This window comes from Mucilaginibacter jinjuensis, from assembly GCF_028596025.1.
GTDB classification, from domain to species: Bacteria; Bacteroidota; Bacteroidia; order Sphingobacteriales; family Sphingobacteriaceae; genus Mucilaginibacter; species Mucilaginibacter jinjuensis.
Map to the genome: position 1 here is coordinate 1,149,359 of NZ_CP117167.1, position 21,575 is coordinate 1,170,933.

Genomic DNA, 21,575 nt, shown 5'->3' on the forward strand with positions numbered 1-21,575 from the left:
TTTTTTAAAAATGTAATTATGTAAATCTACAGCACGCATTTAAAAATACGGGCTGTTTGAATTTGCGGGTCAGCCGTATTGAAATTAAATTATAGCGCTGATTATTAAATATTTATATTTTTTAATTATAATTGAACTGACCAATCCGCTTTTTTTAGCGAGCTTATTTGTAGACCTTAAGACCGCATTTCCTCTATAGCAGGTGCCTTTGCACAGAATTATTTTGCGGCAGTTCTGACAAGTTGAGTTGCTTAAAGATAGTGGTGTTATTAACTTAAAATTAATTCTGTTTTTATGAGAACAAACAAATTGATCTACCTGTCTCTATCCGGGGCACTGGTGTTAGCCGGGCTTTTGATGGCTAAATGTACCAAGAACGAAAACCCCTCAAACCCCGCAGTGAAAGCTGGAGGAACTGCAAATTTGGCGACAAACAGCACACAGGTTGTTTCCGCCGCCGGATTTACACATCCCGGGATCTTAAATACCCAAAACTCGCTCGCCTATGCGTGTCAGCAGGCCAACAGTGGTGATGCCAACCGCCTGGCCGCTTATCAATATGTTTTGAACATGTGTAATACCTGGACAAGCCGAAATGCGTACGTCGCTAATGTTGCTACAGAACCCGGTGCCGTAAATCAGCAGGAAGTTGACTTTAAAGGGGATGCGTTACTGGCCTACGCTACTGCGTTGCGATGGGCTAAGACCGGTGATGCGCAATATGCTACCCGCTGTAAGCAAATCCTGGACGGCTGGGCGGGTACTTTTCGCACGCTGAGTGTCACCAGTGGCCAGGCCAACCAGGTGGATCTGGAAGCTTCCTGGGCCGCGCCGACTTTTGCGGCTGCTGCAGAGATCATCAAATATTACCAGCCGGCAACCGGTGCCGCAGGCGGTTGGACAACTGCTGAAAATACACAGTTCGTTGCTTTTTTAAATCGCTTAAAGGGTTACATCAGCAACACGACAAGTACCGGCTATAATAATAACTGGTACACTTCTGCCGGATACGCACTCATGGCCATAGGCGTGTTTGAAGATGACAGGACCACGTATAATAACGGCGTGACGATCATCAATAATGTAATTCCGCTGGAAATGAACAGCACCGGCTATATGTCTGGTGAAGTCTGTGTGAACCATCAGGACTACGTTCATTATCAGTACGCCCTGACCGGTATGGCATACGCCGCTAATATCGCAGGGATTCAGGGGGATCTTTCCATTTATTCTGCGACCTCAAGCCGTTTGCTTGCGGGCTTTACCTGGCAATCCGGACTCATGCAGGGTACACTGACTGCCGCCTGTACGCCTAACGGAAATAAAACCAGCCCGATTTGGCCTGGCATATTTCCGGCCGACCGGCATTACAATACAGCCGCGACTAATTATATCGCCAGTCACTATGCCACGAATTCCAATGGCCTGCCTGGCGGGGACCTGGGGTTCCTGAGCTGGACGCAGTTCACCCATTATAATGTACCAACCAGCGTCAATTAATAATTTAATGGTTAGGAGAGAGGCCCCGCCCGGAATGCGGGGCCTCTATTGCGCCCGATAAATATGGCCCGTATAAACCGGGATGCTCGAATATACTATCAAAGGGGTCGCTCTTCGATTTTTTGCTGTCACTATGATGATTGAACTGATTTTCGTTGCAGGCATGTGGATGATTTATGGTAGCAGGCACAAAGCTTTTATTCCCGTCAAGTTCAGCTCATTGTACCTGCAGGCCGCGCACCACAAGTTGCTCAATAGGAAAGAGTGCAACAGATATCGTCTGTTAGGGGGATACTCACAACTCCGGCGCGACCGCATTATGCCGGGTATCTTCGGACCGGTTCAATATCAGGCTAATCATAACAGCCGATAAACCAACTTAATCTATGTTCCTGAAAAACTGGGAATAGTTATCTAATGCTTCCGGCCATAAATGCAATAGCCTGATATTTTCATTTTGTTGGGTACTTGAAGTTGACAGGCAATAATGAGTGGCGCAGGGCTTTTAGCAATGGCTTTTAAAGTTAACCGAATAAGGCTGGCGGACTTTTTCCGACTTCGCAACTTTCCGTCTGCTTGAAGATTTAAGTCTGACCAAGCAGCTGGTCAGCACTACGACCCTTTCATTCCTATTGATGATAGGATGTAAAAAGTCAGGTAAGATTAATCCGGACCCTGTAATTACAACGGTGAATTTTAAGTAGACTTGATGACACTTCTATAACGATTACCAAGCACAATTTTGACCACGCCTCAGTATGGAAATAGATTGGGTTAACAGTGCTCTAGCTACTCCTGAAAAAGCACTCACCGTGACTAAATATTTGCGAGTTATAAACCATTCATTATTTAAAGGGTAGTAAGAGCCTTAATACTGACAAGAAGCCTTTTAAGCGCTTCTCCTTTTGCACCGGGGTTTTGCACCCTGTCTCTTGTATATTTCTTTCGCGATTCGTCACGTCCAACTGAATGCCGATGAAGTGGGTGATGGCACCGGAGGAGTTCCTCACTGGTGATATATGCAACTCATTATAAAATGCGGTGCCGTCCTTTTTGAAGTTCCTGATGACAACCTCCACGTCCGTGCCTTCCCTCAAGCCGCGCCTAATTGCTATAACGTTTTCTAAGTCCCGCTGCTGGCCCTGTAAGAAGCGGCAGTTCAGCCCGATAACTTCTTCGCGGTTGTAGCCCGTTACATTTTCAAATGCCTTGTTGCAATAAATGATCGGATTATCGTAAAGCCTGTTATCCGTGACAAGGACGCTTACAACGCTGGAATTAAGCGCAAGCGTCAGCAGTTCGGGATTAAACCCGTCTGAATTGTTTAAGATATACGAAAGATCATTACTCGGTTTCATTTCTACCTTCCATCTATGTGTTGATTACCAAGTTACCGCATTTAGATGAATTGCACGGATGCCTTCCAATATTAAAGCACAACAGAATTCGAACAAATGTGAAAATAAAAAAGCCTCTTTTTACGGAGGCTTCTGTAATAGTTATTTTCGAGTTATCGTAGAATTCGTTCAAATATAAGCACAAATTAATAAATCGGGGCAACATTACCGAATAACATGCGAGGGCGCGATTTCAGAATGGTGCAGCGCAGATAACTCTTACTTTTGCGAAAATACTGACACTAGTATCGCAAGTTTTCACATTCATTTTGAATGACCGTGATTAGGGTATATTTGTGAACTGAAAAATTGAAGCAAATATCTGCTCGGTAGGCGGTCATATTATGGTTTTATTCAGTTCACTTTAAATTTTAACGAATTTGGCAATAGCCACCAAAGAATGGTGCTGGCACCATAAAATACATGAGGAATACATCCGTTTCCATATAGACACGGTTGTTAGCTAAATGGCACCGTCTTACCAAGCATTTTGGAGATTTGAGCTATTGAACTTGTTATGTCAAATGACGGCACAGTAACCCTTCAAACCAGTCTATGGCATTCTATTAAAGTATAACAAAACATAAATTCTTCTTGCTTATTAAGCAAAAAACGCCTTTATTAGCGTTGTAGGAATTCGTTAACTTCGCTTAAACTGACATTGAGTTATCTAAGAAAATAAAAAACTTTATGAGAAATTACTGCGAAGCGAACTCGAAAAGGTGGAACTGCTTAAAAACAAAGGCAGATGAATCAATTTAAAACTGAACTACAGTACAAGGCAAGGCTTTTTAGGTTCTTTAATGATCCCAAACATGATCTATTGGACAAGAAGTATGCAGCTTTCCTTGAACTTCACGATATTGAGGCAGTTTCTGATCTGTACGAAATAGTCGAGTCGGCGCCCAATGATGCCCTTTGCGGTCGGCTAATCTGGACAACAGAATGGGATTTATCAATTGAACTTAAAACGGATATTCTGAATGTTTATAGCAACCACTTCGTTGAGCAAATGTTATTCAGTGCTAATACCGCTTTAAGAATAGTGCATTAGTGTTTTACATTGTCAAGGTATAGCAATACAGAGAATGAACTACTACTAATGCTTTTATATAACTTTACGACCAATAAAACAACTCTATATCGTTATATCATATCTCCGCTATTATTTGGGCAGATAAGGGATCATATCTATCAAAATTTAGGTAGCAGTAGTTTAGAGATTAATGACGCATCGTTATGTGCCGCTCTTTGACCACGGCCGTCATTTCGCTTAAAGACAATTCCACCAGTTTTTCAACTAAGGACGCCGACCTTCAGTTTATAATCAGCGAAGTTGTTTTGCGCAAGCGTTCGCCATTCTTCCGAATCGGGAACTTTGCCGTTGGGCCGGAAATAGGGCGATACCTCTTTATCCTTGTAGTAAATTTTGGCTTGAATTTACTGATCGACAAACGCCACCGGGTGCAGTTGAAAGCGGCTTAAGCGCTTTGTAAGATCCGCGAACTTTTTCCAGGAAAGCCAATCCGTGAAAAATGCAAAAGCGATCACCAACGATGCTATTTCTGCTTGAGTGATTGATTTCTTTAGGTAATAATCCTGTTATACTTACTCCTGAAACAATTGTTTAATAATTAAGAAACATAAGTTTGGTTATTTGCGCTGTAAAAAACACCTATAAAAAATGAATAAAATCAAACTTACAATGTTCGGCTGCATTGTTTTTTTAGCAGCCTGTTCCAAAAAAAATGACACCGCACCAACCTACCCCAATTCCCCTGCTACGCCGCCAAAGACCCAGGATACGGTTTACAAAATCACGGAAGATTTCGAAAAAGGTACTAAAGGCGGTTATGCCATCGCCAATGTCAATTTAAAGACCGGCGCATGGTCGCTTGATGATGCGCTCATAGCGAACACAGGCTCCGACAGCCGAATAGATAACTGGTCGGTTCGTCTGCGCACCGGAAATATTACCAGCAATTTCAAAGTGAGCGGTTTAAAAATGGTTTACGTTTCCTCCGCCACTTACGGTAATGATGCGGCATCTACCTGGCAATTCCAAACCAGCACAGACGGTACAACGTTCACGCAAGTAGGTAGCCTGGTAACGGATAATTCCAAGACTTTCCGATTGGATTCCTTTGCGGTAAGTTCCACGGCGCCCGTTGCCATACGTATTGTGAAAACCGGTACTACCCGTGTAAATATTGATAATATAATTTTCAGGGGTACAGGTAAATCAGGTATCGTGATCGACACGACCAGTACAACACCACCTCCGACGGGCGGTGGCACAGGCACCGTGCCGCCGGCCGGTGCGGGCCGTCTGGTGACAGCAGGTGTTGATGCGCCGCCGGTATCAGGAGATAATTCAAACCTGTTGCTGGGAAATCCTTCCAATGCAGATTCGACCCTTGCCAGTAAGGACAATTACCTGATCGATCAGCATTATTATATCGAATCTTATTCTGCCACGCGTGGTACGCCGAACTGGACTGCATGGCACCTAGACAAAACAAATCTTGGTAATACAGACCGCCTGGATAATTTCGCGGCATGGGCAGGCATCCCTTCTAATTGGTTCCAGGTAGGTTCTGACGCTTATAGCGGCACGGAATATAACCGCGGGCACAATTGCCCGAGCGGAGATCGCACCAGCAGTACCAATGCCAACAGCGCCACCTTCCTGATGACCAATATGATCCCCCAAACATCAGCGAATAATGGAGGAACATGGGGAGGGTTTGAAGCCTATGTACGCGGCTTCGTGCAAAACAACAACATGGAAGCCTATATCATAATGGGTAGTTATGGTACAAAAGAGACAATCGACGGTGGCCATGTTACGGTACCTACCAATGTATGGAAAGTGGTGGTATTATTGCCGGTTGGTAACGGAGATATTAGCCGGATCGACGCGAATACCCGTATAATCGCCATCGATACACCGAACACGGATGATGTGCTTCCGGACTGGACGAAATACATCACCACCGTAAAAAGCATTGAAAATGCTACAGGCTATAATCTTTTGTCTACGATCAATGCCCAGTTGCGGGCTACATTGGAAACTAAAATGGATAGCGGCAGCTGATTATTAGTATTAGTCTGAAATATTAACGATGCGTATCGTGCGGCGACACGCATCGTTTTAAAACAGGGGCTGATGTGACCGAAGGCCGACTGACGTAATTGGATCTTATCTCCTGATCACAACTGCGTATCCCTGTGAGGTTACTAATTAATAGCTGGCTGCTGTAATTGTTTTTATTGCTGTCAAGTTGTATCTGATGAACGGAAGGTCAAACGCTATGCGATAAACCGCTGGATTGGAAAGATCACAATAAATGTCGCACCGTTTCCCGGGCTACTCCTCACTCCGATAGTTCCGCCCATCGATTCCACCTGGTTCTTTACGAGAAACAAACCAATGCCATGGGCATCTTCGTTGCCGTGAAAAGTGTTATACATGCCAAATAATTTATCACCATAAACCGACAAGTCTATGCCAATGCCATTGTCGGTTATTTCCAATACAGCTTTGTTTTTTTCTGCATTCGCTGAAATCCTGATTGATAACGGAATGTCTGTTTTACGGTATTTAATACAGTTGGTCAGTAAGTTGAGCAGTATGCTTTCCAAATAAGCCTGATCGACGCTAATTTCTATTTCCGGATCTACATCAATGATCAGTTCGGCATTAATCTGGTGAAGTGAAACAGTAAGAACGTTTCTTATCTTTTTAATTTCCCTGAGCAGATTTAATGTTTTCAACTCATGATTCTTTCCGCTTCTGATGTCCACCGCATCATTCAGATGTTCCAGGGTTTCCATTAAATTTACAGAGTTAATTCCTAGCAAACTAATCAGGTTTTCTCTTTCTGCGTGGTCATTTTCCTCTGCGATCATATCTGTCAGCATTTTAATATTACCGGCATGGGAACGCAGGTTGTGCGAAATAATATGTGCAAAGTTTAAAAGACGGCTGTTTTGTGCATTGATGATCTTTAGGGCATTGTCCCTTTCAATCTCCATCTTTTTTCGCTCCGTAATATCCTTGATCTGCGAAACAAAGTAAAGCGGGGCATTTTCCTTATCCCTGACCAGCGTTACGCTTAGAAGCGCCCATATAATACTGCCGTTGGCATGATAATATCTTTTTTCCATACTATAGGAGGGGGTCTTACCATCAAGAAGGGCATGCATTTGGTGCAGGTCGAGGTCAAGATCATCGGGGTGGGTAATATCCTGGAAGGTTTTTTGCATAAAGTGTTCCTTTTTATAACCCAGCATTTCGCAAAGATTTTTATTTACTCTGATCCATTTACCATCCGTTGCAACCAGAGCCATTCCTATGGGAGCATATTCAAAAGCATGGTGGAATTGCTCTTCTCTTTCTGCAAGGGTGTCCAGGATGTTTCTTTGATTAGAAATGTCTTTAATAGTACCATACACAATACGCTCCCCATCCCGGTGACCGGCCTGCAGGCGCAGCTTGATCCATTTTAAATTTCCTTTAGCTGTACACAGCCTAAATTCCCCGCGTTCAGGTTCTTCGCTGGCAATCGCCTTGTCAAATAATGACTTAAGGGCATCCTGGTCGGTGTAAAAAGAAAAGGTCTGATCCAGGGTTGGATGGAAATCATCTCCTGTTTCATAAATTTCCCGGGCGACCTGGTTCCAGTAAATTTCTCCCGTAACCAGGTTTCTTTCCCAAATTCCCAGATGTGCGAGCGGTATTACTTTCTCGTAAAGTATTAAATTTCTGTCCATGCTCATTTCGTGTCGTCCTAATACGATAATTGGTTAACCTTTTAACGATAAATGCCTGTCAAGGTTTGGTTAAAAGGGCTCCGGAGCATAGATTAAAAGAAAGTGCAGAGTAGTGGGTAATGCAATAAGTAGCGATTCAGTTTTTAATGCAAAGATTTATACAATCATTGCGAATGCTGGAATGGTGACTAATAAGCGTTCAGACAGTTCACAACTTAAAAGCCAGGTAGATTATAGGAACTGAAGAAAAGGATTTCTCGCATGATGCGTAGTTAAAGCCCTTTTAGCGTGACGGGTGAGTTTAATTGAAATGAAGTAACTTGGTTATTAAAGGAAATTAAATATTCGCATGGCTCGGCATATTCGCATGCCATTTAGTAAGACCCAGTTTTGGTGGAGATCGGTAAATGACGGTTAAAGACAGAAATGGGGTGATGAAATCTCCACTCGAGACGACGAGACGCTAAAATGCTGGTAAGCCGCAAAAGTCATAACGAAAGCGGTTTTTCAGCCCGTTGGCTATTCAAAAGCCTGAGGCTAATCAACCATATTGTGTCCATATTTGGACATAATATGGTTGATTAGCCATATTTAGTTATTTAAATTGTTATTTAAATTTGATAAATTGTTGATTGTTAGATAAATCGACCTTGGTATTATAATTGAATACTGTGTCTAAACAACTTAATAAATATGAAAACATTAACAATTTCTTTCATTATGCTTTTTTCCATTTTAACTACAAGTCTTTGCAATGCTCAAAACAATAGTGCCGAAAAACCAACGATTATTTTCGTTCATGGCATCTGGGCGGACGGATCATGCTGGACCGCTCAGATTGCTGCACTACAGGCTGAAGGATATCATGTCCTTTCCGTGCAGAATCCTTTGACATCCTTAACAGATGATGTTGCGGCAACCAGGACGGTTATTGACAAGGTCAAGGGTAAAGTCATTCTTGTAGGTCATTCATGGGGAGGCTTTGTCATTACCCAGGCGGGTAATGACCCTAAAGTTATTGGATTGGTTTATGTCGCTGCATTTGCACCAGATAAAGGCGAAACCTTACCCTCGTTGTCGAAAAATGCGCCGCAAACCGAATTAGGTAAGTATTTCACGCCATCCGGTGATTATTTCTTTTTATCACGGGAGGGTATACAAACGGTATTTGCTGCTGATATCAGCCATAAAGACCAAGGATTGTTATATGCTACGCAGATCCCGGCCAATAAAGCTTTATTCGGCGGAGAAAGCGGCGAACCTGCTTGGAAGCAAAAACCAAGCTGGTATATCGTGTCTAAAAGTGATAAAGCCATTCATCCGGACCTCGAACGTTTCATGGCAAAAAGAATGAATGCCAAAACTACGGAGATAGAGGCGAGTCATGTGGTCATGTTATCTCATCCTAAGGAAGTTTTGCAGATCATAAAAGAAGCAGCGAACGCGGCTAAATAGAAGAAGTATGTTTTTCGATGATAGCCCGTATCTTTAAAAGAAGAACTTTATCCGGCTGATCATGCCAATGTACAGAACGAGGCTGACTTATCAATAAGATGCAGCCTCGTTTTTATTTAAGATTAAGTATATTATGTTTATTAAATTTATACACTACTAGGGACGAACGTAAAATGTGGAATTGCCGCTGGCGATCGAGAAATGGAAAAAAAAATAACTGAAGAAGGCTTCTGTAGGAATTTAAAGAACATCTATGAACAATTGTTTAGCGTCCGTGACAGATACGATCTCATATACCTGATCAACAAAAGTTTAGGTGGAATAGATCCGTTCAGTCACAGCATGGTGAGTTTAGTTAACAAAGATGGCCGTTCATATTCGGTCTTTTTGCTGAAACCGGGCTCGCCTGTCCAATCTACACCGGAAACCGGTATAATTTCAGATAAGAGCTATTCGGTTAATGATGGTTTTTATGACCAAATTTTATCTTTTGACACACCAGTAATTTGTCATTTTCAAGAGCTTTCATTAAAAGGAAAACTACCAACCTATCTCAAATCCGGGTATGTTACAGGTGTGGACAAGATGGTGGCTGTAAGCCTGAACAGCGATAATCAAAAGGTTGGTAACCTGGTTTTTTTTATGAAAGATAAAGGTGAAGTCAGTGCGAAGCTTCTGCATATTGTTCAGGAAACGGTCAGGCTGGCATCACTTGTCGTTGATAATATTATTATCAATGAAGACATGAAGGCGCGGGAACTTGAAAAATCATTATTGCTTTCCCTGAGTAAGGATTTGTCTGCTGTACGGGACAAAGCCGGTTTATCTGCGCTAATCAATATCAAAGTAAACGGGCTGTTCCATTCCAAAGGCTTCGCCATTGACTTGATAGATGACCGTCGAAAGACGTTCCGGACCTATATGGTAGATGGAGACCGAGCATTAATGGAACACTCAGGATCTTACAGCTTTATGAACGAGCGGGAAATGCCGCTGATATCAGGCTTGCATGACCGTATATTAGGGATCGATGACCCGGTTTGCCTGCTCAGGGAGGATATGATGGCATTGCCGGAAGAAGCAGATTATCTGCGTGGCGGCACGGAAATGGGCCGTCTTCATTTAATGGGTACCAGATTACGTACGGCCGGACAAACAACCGGTATATTGTGGGTCTATGTCGGCCGCTATGTACCGTTCAGCCTGACAATGGCATTTGCCAGTCAGATTGCAGTAGCTGTGGCTAACATCAAAGCTAACGAAGAAATCGGCAGGCGCGAAACAGAAAAAGCTTTGCTGCTGTCGTTCGCCAATGAACTGGCCGCTGCCAAAGACAAAAAGCAGCTTGGCGCTGTCATTAACAAATGCCTTCAGAGTTTTTTTCTTGTTAAAGAGTATATGATCTCAGTGCGGAATGCTGACGGTATATCACACAGCTTCTATCTCTATGATGAATCCGCACATTTTATCAATGCCCCTGGATTTCAAAATGTGATGGCAGCTAAGATGGCGATAGCGGGAGGACCCGTGGAGCGCATATACCAGGAAGGGGAGCCTTTACTGTTTGATGTGAGATCTATTTTGGAGTCTAAAACGATCAAATTTGAGAGCGGCCCATTTTGGCTTTCTGTAGGCATTCCACAAATACTGGGCGCAATGCTAAGTGTCGGCAACGAAAATATTGGTGTCCTTTGGATGGAGCCCGATCAGATTAACAGGGAACTGCTGAAGGCCGTTTCTAACCAGATCGCGATCGCGATCTCCAATATTGTCGCCAATGAAAGGATCAGCCAGCACATAGCTGAGATTAATACCTATAAAAAACAGCTGGAGGAAGAGAAACTCTATTTACAGGAAGAAATCGTAAACGCTTATAACCATACGGAATTCGTCGGGGATTCACAGGAAATGCAAAAAATTTATCATCTTCTTTCCCATGTTGCTTTTACCAACAGTACCGTCCTGATACTTGGAGAAACGGGAACAGGTAAGGAGCTTGCAGCCAGGGCAATACATGATGGCTCACCTCGTAAAGATAAACTAATGATTAAGGTCAACTGCGCTACTATGCCCGCCAGCCTCATTGATAGCGAGTTGTTTGGACATGAGCGCGGCAGTTTTACAGGCGCTTTTGAACGCAGGCTAGGAAAATTCGAGCTGGCCAACAAAGGGACACTGTTCCTGGATGAGATCGGCGAAATGCCATTGGAATTACAGGCCAAACTTTTAAGGGCGCTACAGGAAAAAGAGATTGAACGGGTCGGTGGAAAAACAACGATTAAAGTTGATGTCAGGATCATTGCGGCAACTAATCGTGACCTGGCGCAAGAGGTTAAAGAAGGGCGATTCCGAAGAGACCTCTTTTATCGTTTGAACGTTTTCCCGGTAACACTTCCGCCACTTCGTGAACGTGTGGAGGATATTCCTGTACTGGTTACTCATTTCATAAATAAGTATGCCAGGAATACAGGAAAGAAAGTGCATCATATTAGTGATAAGGCGTTGAACGAGCTGACGAGTTATCATTGGCCCGGAAACGTCAGGGAACTGGAGCATTTGATGGAACGGTGTGTTCTGCTCTCACGCAGTAAGACCATTAGCGAGATCCCTTTTCCGATCACGGAAAAGCTTATTGCTTCCTCACCCGCTGATGACCTACCTTATATTAAAACCATCCGGGAGAATGAACGCGATCATATTATCCACGTGTTGAATTATTGCAAAGGAAAGGTAGCCGGACTTCAAGGGGCAGCCGCCTGGCTTGGTGTTCCCGTGTCCACGCTTAACGCGCGCATTAAGAAACTGGGTATACAAAAAGAGATGACCTTTACGAAAAAGTGAACGTCGGACGGATGATGTACTTCTGGATAATATTTCGGAAGTAAGTAGATAATGCGGTAAAATGTTCGGTGTTCCCGTTGCTGTTAATGATCTTATGGCCCGAAAGAGAAAGAAGGGAAGAGCTGGCCACTATGTCGTGTGTGCTTACCGGCGAATTCATGATTAGCAATACTTAGTTAAAGACTTTTCTAATTGTTTCAGGCCTATCAGTGTTCATGCCTGAATTAACTGCATAAGGAAGCAAAACCAAATTGATCTTAACGTGAATACTTTAAACTGAAGGCGGGACGCTAAAAAATAAATGTCGGGAGAAACCGGCGTTGATAGCAGAAATAGTAAAAATAAAGAGATATTGGAAGTCATGGAGGCGATGACCTCGAAACTCAGCCGTAATGTTTGTTAATAACAGTTGACATGATTAAATATCGTCCCACGTAAGTGACCCATCATACAGTCTGAATTTTTTAATGACTGCTATACACTGAGAACACATCAAGTTATCATATATTGCTTTTTCGGTCAAGTCTTTAGGCTTTAGTTGATCAAATAGGTATTAGCAGGTGCGTTATAAATGTGGTGGCTGCAATATGTGGTCTAACGAGCTAAATCATAGGTAAACACAATTTGTCGCTAGACCTGATTAAAACAATCGTTTAAATGATCGAAGTAATGCCGCCGGTTCGCGACATTACTTTGATTTGTTCTTAGTTCAATGTCCACTGACTGCTGTCAAATGTATTTGGTACGGCTGTGCACTGGGCAAATCCGCTCTGGTTTTCCAGATTAAGATAAGTGCCTTTCCATTCATTTTTCAGTCTTTTGAAGCCATTATAATCCTCCAGCACCCAATAGCTGCTATAATAGCTGTCTGGTATAACCGAACTTTCTGCATAGCTGTACAAGTGTTCGATGTTAAGGTAATGACCTGTACTTACATTTTTGATCCGGGTATGTCCGTTGACCTGTTCCAAAGCCCACTTGGATCTGGCATCAGTATTGGAACTGCCGTATTTCACCTGACCGTTGTCCTCGTATAAGAAGGTGTTGAGCCATTTATTCTTAATGTTGATGGTGCCTGTTGCAGGTGGTTGTGTTGGAGGGGTAGTTGTACCGCCACCGATGGTATTTAATAACGTTTCAGCATTACTCACTTGTTGATTGGCGAAATAAGTAAATACCTGATTTAACTGCGATTGTTTACTGTTATCTGTTTTGTATTGTTTACGATACTGATATAAACGATAAATAAGTTCCAGTTCGTGCTGTGTGTAACCAACACCCAATTTTTGCTGCATGGTGGTTAGGAAGCTGTAACCAAACTCTGCCGTGGGCTCAATCATGGTTCCCTCGCCGTAATCGTTCCATGTAGCGAATTGTATAATACCGACACTAGAGGCAAGCGCTTTATCTAACATACCGGAGAACGTAGACGTTCCGTTATAAGCAATTTGCCAGGTTGGGCCGGAAGCACCGCCGGCCTGATAAAACGGATTAAAGCCGGGGTATACTACGCCAACAGATATGGGGAAACTGGCAGCCTGTGCATAATAATTATTTACGACGTTTGGATGGTCTTGATAGATCCATGGGAATTCGCCACCAGCGTTGTTGGTACCAACCTGACTGGTATAGCCATATAGGGGGATGATCTTTGGCTTCGGTGTAATGCCGTTCAAAATTTGGTCCCATTCGGATGGCTGGTGAAAAGTGATAGGACCAAAATTTAACACTACAGGTGTATTGTTTACTTTCAGGTAATTACTCTGATTGAAGTAGTTACTCTGCATGTAGGTGAAATCTGCATGGGCGTTGGCAGCCATTCCCGCATCCCAGTTCCGGTCTTCCTCTACAATACCAAATTGAAGCCCTAAAGCGTTCAGTTTACTTATTAAGGCATTGGAATTAGCCAGATTATCCGGATAATCATATAAGACCCTGGTGCCCGGCCAGTCGATCATTACACCATCGACACCTGAGTACTTCATTAAGAGTAATTGATACTCTATGATATCGGGATCAGATGAGGCATAAGGACCGGTTTGGGGGTAGGCGTAGGCAGCAATCTGACGCTTCCCATTAACGATAATGTCAGGATTCTGCGTATTCATCTTCCAGTGATAACCCCAGGCACCTTTAGAATCCGGTGTTTCAAACCAAGGCATCCAGTGCATGAAAATCTTTTTGGAGGTTGATTTGGTTACTTTGGTCATTGCACGCACAGACGTCTTGTTCGCGATTAAATCGTGTCCATTTTGTTCCACAGCATTTTTCTTACAGCCAAGGAATGCCAGGGCGACAAGCAAGCAAATAGTAAGCTTTCTCATAAATGAATTTTAGGTTTTTAATTGGTTTATAAATTGAGCGCTTAGCGATAGATCGTTAGTTGCAAAGGAGGAAAGGATTTTCTTTTAAACCAGTATGATTGATGACTACAACTAAAAAATATAAATGGCTATGGTGTTGTCTTTTTTGTATAGTTCTGTTAAGTAGGTATTTAGCTTGTAATTAAACCTTTCTTCGATGGTTAAAATATAAATTAAATGAGTTTTTAACTTATACAATTTTGTGTTCAGGTGGATTCAATATGTATCACCAATGAATATCGTAGGTGCTGAATGTAGTGCAATTAAACAACTGTCGAGCTTGACGGTAACCAAAAACGTATGTCATTTGCCAGCCTTCATCCTCCGCACCAAATACTATCAAAAACAGACAGAATTTGTCTTAATACAAAGGCATTACTATTATTGAGAACGCCAATAAGGCAATTTAGTGTTTAAACCAGTGGCATAAAATGTAAAGGTCATCAGGTTGTTGCAAGCGGCAATATTTCACCTCGCGCTTCGCGCCGGGTACCATGTCGCTTTCGCGCCTGCAGAAAGTGTTGTACCTCACAACCTGATTTCCTTCCGCACGTTTTTAAAAATCAAGGCACTGTTGCACCACATGTGCAAAGTTAACACCAGCAGGAAGCGTACGCATCCATGTAAAAGCTTTGTTTAATCTAAACTTTAAACTTATGCAAATACATTTATTTATCAGCATTGACCTTTTTAAATTGAGTTGGTCCATCAGTATCCGTATTGATCTATTCGAGCACAAGATATTTGGCATACCAGTTCACCCTGATAAGCTAATTATATATTGTCAACCAGCATTTCAATAGCTATCCGGTCCAATGGTGCTATGAAGCATCCTTTTGCAGATTCGTAGCCTACCGAAGATAAAGCTAAGCCTTCGGTTGGCAGATGAAAGTTCTTAATACTTCAGATATATCGCAAAGTGCAAAGAATAAAGATCAAAAGACGGGTAAGATTGATTGCAGAAATTTAGTTGCGGGTTACACTCGGGTAGTTAACCGGTAACTATAATCCTATGTGTTACTGTCCTCAATTGCCATTTCGTTTTTCCTTACAAGTTTCGTATTAAGTGTTGCGGGGGGGATGTGGGTATAACAACTAAACTTTGACATTATAAAATGAACTTACCAATTTCTTTTTCGTATTTAGCAGTAAAAATAATGCCAAATAAATGCCTACCAAACTTGACCTTTACCAGCGCGTCGTGCCCTTAGCCGGCCTGGGGATTTGGGAACGAAATTTCGAAACCGGAGAGTTTTATTGGAATAAAGTGATTCGCGAGATCCTCGAAATAGCGGACGATTTTACTACGACCCTTGAGCACTCACTACAATTTTACAGAAAGCCGGAATTAATCAGACAACTAATTGATCAGGCAATTTTATCCGGATCTTACGAAGTTGCGGAGTTGGAATTGATTACTGCAAGAAGCAATTTGAAATGGGTCAGGGTTAGAGTACAAGCAGAATGTCAATATGGGAGGTGTCTAAAAATTTATGGCACACTTGAAGACATCACAGAAAACGTCAGATTGATGAATACGCTGGTCGAACGGGAGGTTAGATTTTCTAACGCGTTTGATTATGCACCTATTGGGATGGCGCTGGTATCATTGAACGGCGGGTGGATTAAGGTTAATCAAAGCCTATGTAAGTTACTGGGTTATCAGGAGGATGAGTTCTTACAACATACATTTCAAGACTTTACGCATCCTGATGACCTGGAAAGCGACCTTTCCCAACTTAATCAGTTATTGGCCGGAGATATAGAATCTTATAGTATGGAAAAGAGATACTTTCATGCTGAAGGCCGTACTATTTATGCGTTATTAAATGTTTCCTTGGTCAGGGATGAAGCAGAAAACCCATTATACTTTGTTTCCCAAATCAAGGATATTTCCGACCGCAGAAGAAGCATGGAAATCATAAAGGAACAAAACAACAGGCTATTAAACTTTGCGCACATCGTATCGCATAATCTCCGGTCCCATACCGGAAACATCCGCATGCTTACAGATATGATTCTATCTGAAAACGACGAGGAGGAGCGCGCTAATTTAACGCAGATGCTGCATGTTAACGCCGATAACCTATTGGAAACGCTTGAGCATCTTAACGAAGTCGTTAAAGTACAAGATAATGGGCAGTCCGGCCGGGTTTTCCTTAACCTGAATAATGAAATTCATCGGGTTATTAACATTTTGTCCGGCTCCATTAGACAGAGTGGGGCTGTGGTGAACTTGGAAATTAAAACTGATATAACAGTTGAATTCAGTCCCGCATATTTGGAAAGCATACTGATGAACTTGATTACCAATAGCCTCAAATACAAGCACCCCGATCGTGCTCCGGAAATTAATATTTCCGCCACGAAAAAAAATGGTAGCGTTAGCCTGCAGGTAAAAGACAACGGTCTTGGAATCGATATGGCATTATACGGGAGTAAGTTATTCGGAATGTACAAGACTTTTCATAAACATCCCGACGCCAGGGGGATGGGGCTTTTTCTGGTAAAGAACCAGGTGGAGGCTATGGGCGGATCGATCACTGCTGAAAGTCAGCCAGGGGTGGGGACGACTTTTTTAATTGAATTTGATTAAGTGTACATAACAGTTAGTGTATTAAAGATAATCAATATCACCACCAAGATTAGTGCATGTGCCGGTTGACTATACCCATGTTTGCTCGCTATGACGAATATCCGGTACTAATCACGACAACCGTACACTAATCAGCATTGGGTTCGCTGTCTTTCGTTCACTGGCTATTTCATCTATATTTATACCGCTTCCTAATCTTAGATTAAGACAAGCAGGCCGAAAGGTTTATAGGCATTACTAAATAAACTATGAAAAAATCTGTCACACTGAGCCTTCGAATCGGGTTCGGATTGTCCTTATTATTACTCATCATTAGTTCCGTTTTATCTTATACCAGTATCCAGAAACTCCTGTTTAACTCATTTTGGGTCGATCATACAGGGCAGGTACTGCAGTCGTTGGAAAAGACGATCTCAACGATGAAAGATGCAGAAACTGGACAACGTGGTTATTTACTGACCGGCAGGCAGGAATTTCTGGAGCCTTATAACGGATCTTATTATAAAGCCCTGAACGAAATTAACAAGGTTCAAAACCTTACTGTCGACAACCCGCGCCAGCAACGTAATGTCAAAGTTGTGAAATCTATTTTATTGAACCGGATGACCATACTGAAGTCACTGATCGATAAAAAGAATGGAGGTAAAACGGTAACTGTCGATGACCTGCGGCAAGGAAAAGCCAATATGGATGCGCTCCGACAGGCTATTCGTATCATGGAAAATGAAGAAAACCGTTTAATGGTACTTCGTTCGGCACGCCTTCGGAATTCTGCCAGCCTGACGCCTGCGCTGATAATCGCAGCTGCGATTTTATCATTCCTGATAACTGGTTTCTTCTATATTAGAATAACCGCCGATCTTTCCCGGCGCAACCACTTATTGCAGGACTTGAAAGCGCAAGATGATATGACCCAAAAGCGTATCGCGCTGCTATCCAATGTTGCAGATCAGATCGCTTCGGGAAATTATGCTATTCAATTTACAGAACAGGAACGCGGGATGCTTGGTGCATTTGCATTCCCGCTTAATAAAATGGCGGCTGACCTCAAAATGGTATTTGACCGTTTATCTGCCAGTGCCTGGATGCAGAGCGGGATTGCCGGACTAAACGACAAAATGGTTGGTACAAAAAATTTATCGGATCTTTCCGGCGAAGTATTACGTTATTGTCTCGCTTACACCGATAGTCAGGCCGGAGCCATTTACAGTTTACAAGGCGGTAAGCTACATTTGCAAAACAGTTACGCCTTAAGCAATAGTGCTCAACAACAATTCGATCTGGGAGAAGGCCTGATTGGGCAAAGCGCAATGGATGGTAAAACCCGCCTGTTAGAAAATATTGATCCTGAATTAGTAACGACCAGCTATATTTTGGAGGGGCTCAATGTTAGTAGTATGGTTGTAGTTCCGCTTTTTGAAAACAGACAGGTGAGGGGTGTAATGGAACTTTTAACAATTAATGGTTTCAAGGAAAAACAGCTGGAATTCCTCCAACTAATTTCCCATAATGTTGGCATCGGCCTGGTTGGTGCGCAAAACAGGCAACAGTTAAAAGAGCTTCTGGAAGAGCTGCAGGTGCAGACCGAAGAGCTGCAATTACAGCGCACTGAAATGGAGGGTATTAATGCAGAATTAGTGGGCCATGGTCAGCAATTACAAGCATCTGAAGAGGAGCTTCGCGTTCAGCAAGAAGAGTTGCAACAAAGCAACGAGGAGCTTGAAGAACGTAATCGTATGATTAATCTGCGAAATGCGGAAATTCAACAGAAATCTGATGAGATTGAACAGAGCACAAAATACAAATCGGAATTTATGGCCAATATGTCACATGAATTGCGTACACCCTTAAATTCCATATTGCTATTGTCGCGTTACCTGTCAGAGAACATGCAACAAAATATGAATGCGGAACAATTGGAGTCGGCAGGGATCATTAATCAGGCTGGAAATGGCTTGTTAGTTCTAATTGATGATTTATTAGACCTTTCTAAGATTGAAGCGGGTAAGATGGAGCTGGAATATGAACAGGTACGTATTGAAGATATCCTGGATCACATGGGAGCACTGTTCCTTCCCATATCCCGGGAGAAAAAATTGGAGTTTAAAGTGGAAACCCATGTTAAAAATCGTACAGATTTAGAAACTGATCAGGTTCGCCTTGAGCAAATCCTAAAGAACCTGATCAGTAATGCTATTAAATTTACCAATCAGGGTACCGTAAGTTTAATTGTGCGTGATGCTGCTAACGAAAGTGCAATTGAATTTGTCGTTACTGACACTGGTATTGGCATACCAAGCGATAAGCACGGGCTTATATTTGAGGCATTTAAACAGGCCGACGGCGCTACCAATCGTCATTATGGCGGAACCGGGTTAGGTTTGTCTATCAGCCGGGAATTGGCCAAATTGTTAGGTGGACAGATTTTACTGGAAAGTACGGTTAATAAAGGCAGCATCTTTACGCTGAGCGTTCCTGTTTAAAGTGATCTCAAACATTCGTGGATTTTAAGATGTTCCATTTAAATCTATAATTATTTGCATGGATAAAAAACTTACCTGGCACACCATCCAAACTATACGGGCAGTTATAGCGGGTTTGGATGAACTTAATATCATACCATTAAATACTAATACCGATGATCAAATACATTTATGGGAACTCTCTGTTTGTAAACAGGAACTCGTAAACGAACTTGTGAAAATGGTTGAAGTCTACTTATCAGATGAGCCTTGCCTGCTGGAAAAGTTTCAGGAACAAATCTTTAAGGTAAATATGGAAACCATGCTTGCAGACCTCCAGATTCAGGCAGCGCCCAATTAAACTAACCAAAACTTTTATTAAAATATAAGAATGCATTAACGAACTTATAATTCCAGACGTAAACTAACTTAACGTTCTATTTTTCGCCGATTGCCCATTTTGGAAGAACATCTCTAGCCGATAGGGCTTACCGTGGTCTGTTAAGGTTCGCATCTGTTTTAATAATACCTGCTCTGAAATTAATTCATAAATATAATGACCCAATATGCTTTTTTGTTGCAAGCACCTTTTTATAGAACTGCCTAAAAATGTATCGGGTAACGATCCAATAAAGTACTAAGATGGTGCTAATGAAAATTTTCTGAAGCTTCCCGCTTGTTAAGCTGACAAACTGGTCCGGGGGGCAAATGACTACTTATGCATAATTTGGATATAGCTGTATCAGATAAAGAACTTACTTCGGATTTAATAACATAACTGCACAGCCATTGCATGACCAGCGTAAGGTAGAATAATATAAGCCTAATTATATTTTACAGCGTTCCATTTGAACTTTTGCTATAGCTTTTTGGCTTGAAGAAATTTAATCATATCCGACACATCGAATTCAAGTATGTCAGATAAAGCAAACAACTTTCCCACTGTTAAATTTGATTTGCCCAACTCAGTTTTGCTGTAGGCATTCTGAGATAAGTTAAGCTTATGGGCGACGTAGTCCTGTTTATATCCCTTTGCCTCTCTGACACCACGTATATATTCGCCTGCGGCCTTATCACTGTACATATATTGAAAAAAATTATTTACAGATCTTAACTACGCAAGTTTGCTTTCGGTAGTTTCGAGTTGTTTACTTTTAAAGTCGTTGCTTCAATTATTAAAAATCGGCCTGTTTGGAGGTAGTTAAAAATTATTTTAATTTCTAATAAATATTTACTAGTCTACCAATTGCCGGGGGTAAAGCAAAAGCTAAATAATTGAAATAATAGTTATTTACTATATTTTGTTCATTTACAGCCTTTTGCGACGGATGTTACTTGAACGACCTATGAACCGGTATGGCACTCAACGGCTGGCTAGTTATCCGGCACCACGAAGACGGAAGGGGCGTTAAAGTTGTCAAAAAAAAACGGTTTAAAACGAAGCCTCCTTGCAGTGATTGCTTAGAGGCTTCTCCCGAAACATTAATAGCGCGGGCATCTTGCCCACTCGTCAAAGTTACATGGATAAATTTGTATTGCAATGGAGGTCACGTCGCTGGAAATAACTAAACGAATAAGCTGTCAATTAACACTTACTATGGAGAAGCGTAAATATATTAACCGTCCAAACAAGTAATGACCTATTTGATATGCGGATAACTAAAGTGCTTTAATGGGATAAGCGAAGATTCGATCAGAATATTATATATATTGATTTAGAAGTAATCCGCTCAAATCCTACAGTATTTATGGGATATCCGGATAATACTGTTACACAGCATTTGCTATAAAGATAGTTTGACATCATTTTATGGCTCTGTTATTCTTGCTGACTTAGCCAGGAATTAGGGTTCTGCTGTAAATGTTTGCAAATCTTTATTTAGTCCGGATACTTAGGCAATGTAATGTCTTCTGCAATCCGGACGGCTGCCTATTCGGATTGGTTGAGCGAGCCAATCTGCAAATAAAAGGCCTTTATATTCTGCGCCTGAAATAAAGCTGCTTCAAGGAGCCAGCTTATTAGCGAAAACTTATGGGCAGTTGCGTTCAGACACTTTACACTGAACTTGATCCGATAACAGGCCTGAAGGGATGATATACTGTTTTTGGATATCGCTGGGATCGAATTACCGCTAAATTTGTTTAGAAATTTGTCGCGTAATAGGGAACGTCGGGGTAGCTCGTA

At 42.1% G+C, this 21,575-nt stretch carries 13 protein-coding genes; 8 read left to right on the plus strand and 5 right to left on the minus strand.

Annotation, left to right across the window (positions count from 1 at the left end; all coding sequences use genetic code 11):
- Nucleotides 1-294: 294 nt before the first annotated feature.
- Nucleotides 295-1,500: an alginate lyase family protein gene (locus PQO05_RS05395; RefSeq protein WP_273631652.1), complete on the plus strand. Its 1,206-nt coding sequence runs from the start codon at nt 295-297 to the stop codon at nt 1,498-1,500.
- An 845-nt stretch (nt 1,501-2,345) separates the two neighbouring features.
- Here PQO05_RS05395 and PQO05_RS05400 read toward each other — a convergent pair.
- Nucleotides 2,346-2,858: a PAS domain-containing protein gene (locus PQO05_RS05400; protein WP_273631653.1), complete on the minus strand. Its 513-nt coding sequence runs from the start codon at nt 2,856-2,858 to the stop codon at nt 2,346-2,348.
- A 787-nt stretch (nt 2,859-3,645) separates the two neighbouring features.
- On the opposite strand from PQO05_RS05400, the gene PQO05_RS05405 reads away from it, so the two are divergent.
- Nucleotides 3,646-3,951, plus strand: coding sequence for a hypothetical protein (locus PQO05_RS05405; RefSeq protein WP_273631654.1), 306 nt, complete (start codon nt 3,646-3,648; stop codon nt 3,949-3,951).
- A 630-nt stretch (nt 3,952-4,581) separates the two neighbouring features.
- The gene (locus PQO05_RS05410) at nt 4,582-5,994 is read left to right on the plus strand and encodes a DNA/RNA non-specific endonuclease (RefSeq protein WP_273631655.1); all 1,413 of its coding nucleotides are present in this window, start codon (nt 4,582-4,584) and stop codon (nt 5,992-5,994) included.
- 215 nt (nt 5,995-6,209) lie between these two features.
- On the opposite strand, the gene PQO05_RS05415 is transcribed toward PQO05_RS05410, so the two are convergent.
- Nucleotides 6,210-7,673, minus strand: coding sequence for a sensor histidine kinase (locus PQO05_RS05415; protein WP_273631656.1), 1,464 nt, complete (start codon nt 7,671-7,673; stop codon nt 6,210-6,212).
- Between the two features lie 693 nt (nt 7,674-8,366).
- Here PQO05_RS05415 and PQO05_RS05420 point away from each other — a divergent pair.
- Nucleotides 8,367-9,128: an alpha/beta hydrolase gene (locus PQO05_RS05420; protein WP_273631657.1), complete on the plus strand. Its 762-nt coding sequence runs from the start codon at nt 8,367-8,369 to the stop codon at nt 9,126-9,128.
- A gap of 201 nt (nt 9,129-9,329) precedes the next feature.
- A complete protein-coding gene (locus PQO05_RS05425) occupies nt 9,330-11,969 on the plus strand; it encodes a sigma-54-dependent Fis family transcriptional regulator (RefSeq protein WP_273631658.1) in 2,640 nt (879 codons plus the stop codon).
- Here PQO05_RS05425 and PQO05_RS05430 read toward each other — a convergent pair.
- Both PQO05_RS05430 and PQO05_RS05435 read right to left on the minus strand, forming a co-directional pair.
- The gene (locus PQO05_RS05430) at nt 11,956-12,129 is read right to left on the minus strand and encodes a hypothetical protein (RefSeq protein ID WP_273631659.1); all 174 of its coding nucleotides are present in this window, start codon (nt 12,127-12,129) and stop codon (nt 11,956-11,958) included. The two genes, PQO05_RS05425 and PQO05_RS05430, sit on opposite strands and share 14 nt — an antisense overlap.
- 544 nt (nt 12,130-12,673) lie before the next feature.
- Nucleotides 12,674-14,293 carry a glycoside hydrolase family 99 protein gene (locus tag PQO05_RS05435; RefSeq protein ID WP_273631660.1) on the minus strand — a complete coding sequence of 540 codons (1,620 nt, stop codon included), beginning with the start codon at nt 14,291-14,293 and terminating at the stop codon, nt 12,674-12,676.
- Between the two features lie 1,207 nt (nt 14,294-15,500).
- Here PQO05_RS05435 and PQO05_RS05440 point away from each other — a divergent pair.
- The 3 genes from PQO05_RS05440 (at nt 15,501) to PQO05_RS05450 (ending at nt 19,751) form a co-directional block, all read left to right on the plus strand.
- Nucleotides 15,501-16,928 carry a sensor histidine kinase gene (locus PQO05_RS05440; RefSeq protein WP_273631661.1) on the plus strand — a complete coding sequence of 476 codons (1,428 nt, stop codon included), beginning with the start codon at nt 15,501-15,503 and terminating at the stop codon, nt 16,926-16,928.
- A 248-nt stretch (nt 16,929-17,176) separates the two neighbouring features.
- Nucleotides 17,177-19,411: a CHASE3 domain-containing protein gene (locus PQO05_RS05445; RefSeq protein ID WP_273631662.1), complete on the plus strand. Its 2,235-nt coding sequence runs from the start codon at nt 17,177-17,179 to the stop codon at nt 19,409-19,411.
- Nucleotides 19,412-19,469: 58 nt separating this feature from the next.
- The gene (locus PQO05_RS05450; protein WP_273631663.1) at nt 19,470-19,751 is read left to right on the plus strand and encodes a hypothetical protein; all 282 of its coding nucleotides are present in this window, start codon (nt 19,470-19,472) and stop codon (nt 19,749-19,751) included.
- Nucleotides 19,752-20,249: 498 nt separating this feature from the next.
- Here the strand turns inward: PQO05_RS05450 and PQO05_RS26725 are convergent, their stop codons facing one another.
- Nucleotides 20,250-20,474 carry a helix-turn-helix domain-containing protein gene (locus PQO05_RS26725; RefSeq protein ID WP_420490416.1) on the minus strand — a complete coding sequence of 75 codons (225 nt, stop codon included), beginning with the start codon at nt 20,472-20,474 and terminating at the stop codon, nt 20,250-20,252.
- Nucleotides 20,475-21,575 lie beyond the last annotated feature (1,101 nt).

Bases quoted from the DNA above. Each gene is read 5' to 3' on its own strand.
- PQO05_RS05425 (WP_273631658.1), top strand. From the start codon at position 9,330: ATGGAAAAAAAAATAACTGAAGAAGGCTTCTGTAGGAATTTAAAGAAC.
- PQO05_RS05440 (WP_273631661.1), top strand. From the start codon at position 15,501: ATGCCTACCAAACTTGACCTTTACCAGCGCGTCGTGCCCTTAGCCGGC.
- PQO05_RS05395 (WP_273631652.1), top strand. From the start codon at position 295: ATGAGAACAAACAAATTGATCTACCTGTCTCTATCCGGGGCACTGGTG.
- PQO05_RS05420 (WP_273631657.1), top strand. From the start codon at position 8,367: ATGAAAACATTAACAATTTCTTTCATTATGCTTTTTTCCATTTTAACT.
- PQO05_RS05410 (WP_273631655.1), top strand. From the start codon at position 4,582: ATGAATAAAATCAAACTTACAATGTTCGGCTGCATTGTTTTTTTAGCA.
- PQO05_RS26725 (WP_420490416.1), bottom strand. From the start codon at position 20,474: ATGTACAGTGATAAGGCCGCAGGCGAATATATACGTGGTGTCAGAGAG.
- PQO05_RS05445 (WP_273631662.1), top strand. From the start codon at position 17,177: ATGAAAAAATCTGTCACACTGAGCCTTCGAATCGGGTTCGGATTGTCC.
- PQO05_RS05400 (WP_273631653.1), bottom strand. From the start codon at position 2,858: ATGAAACCGAGTAATGATCTTTCGTATATCTTAAACAATTCAGACGGG.
- PQO05_RS05405 (WP_273631654.1), top strand. From the start codon at position 3,646: ATGAATCAATTTAAAACTGAACTACAGTACAAGGCAAGGCTTTTTAGG.
- PQO05_RS05450 (WP_273631663.1), top strand. From the start codon at position 19,470: ATGGATAAAAAACTTACCTGGCACACCATCCAAACTATACGGGCAGTT.
- PQO05_RS05435 (WP_273631660.1), bottom strand. From the start codon at position 14,293: ATGAGAAAGCTTACTATTTGCTTGCTTGTCGCCCTGGCATTCCTTGGC.
- PQO05_RS05430 (WP_273631659.1), bottom strand. From the start codon at position 12,129: ATGAATTCGCCGGTAAGCACACACGACATAGTGGCCAGCTCTTCCCTT.
- PQO05_RS05415 (WP_273631656.1), bottom strand. From the start codon at position 7,673: ATGGACAGAAATTTAATACTTTACGAGAAAGTAATACCGCTCGCACAT.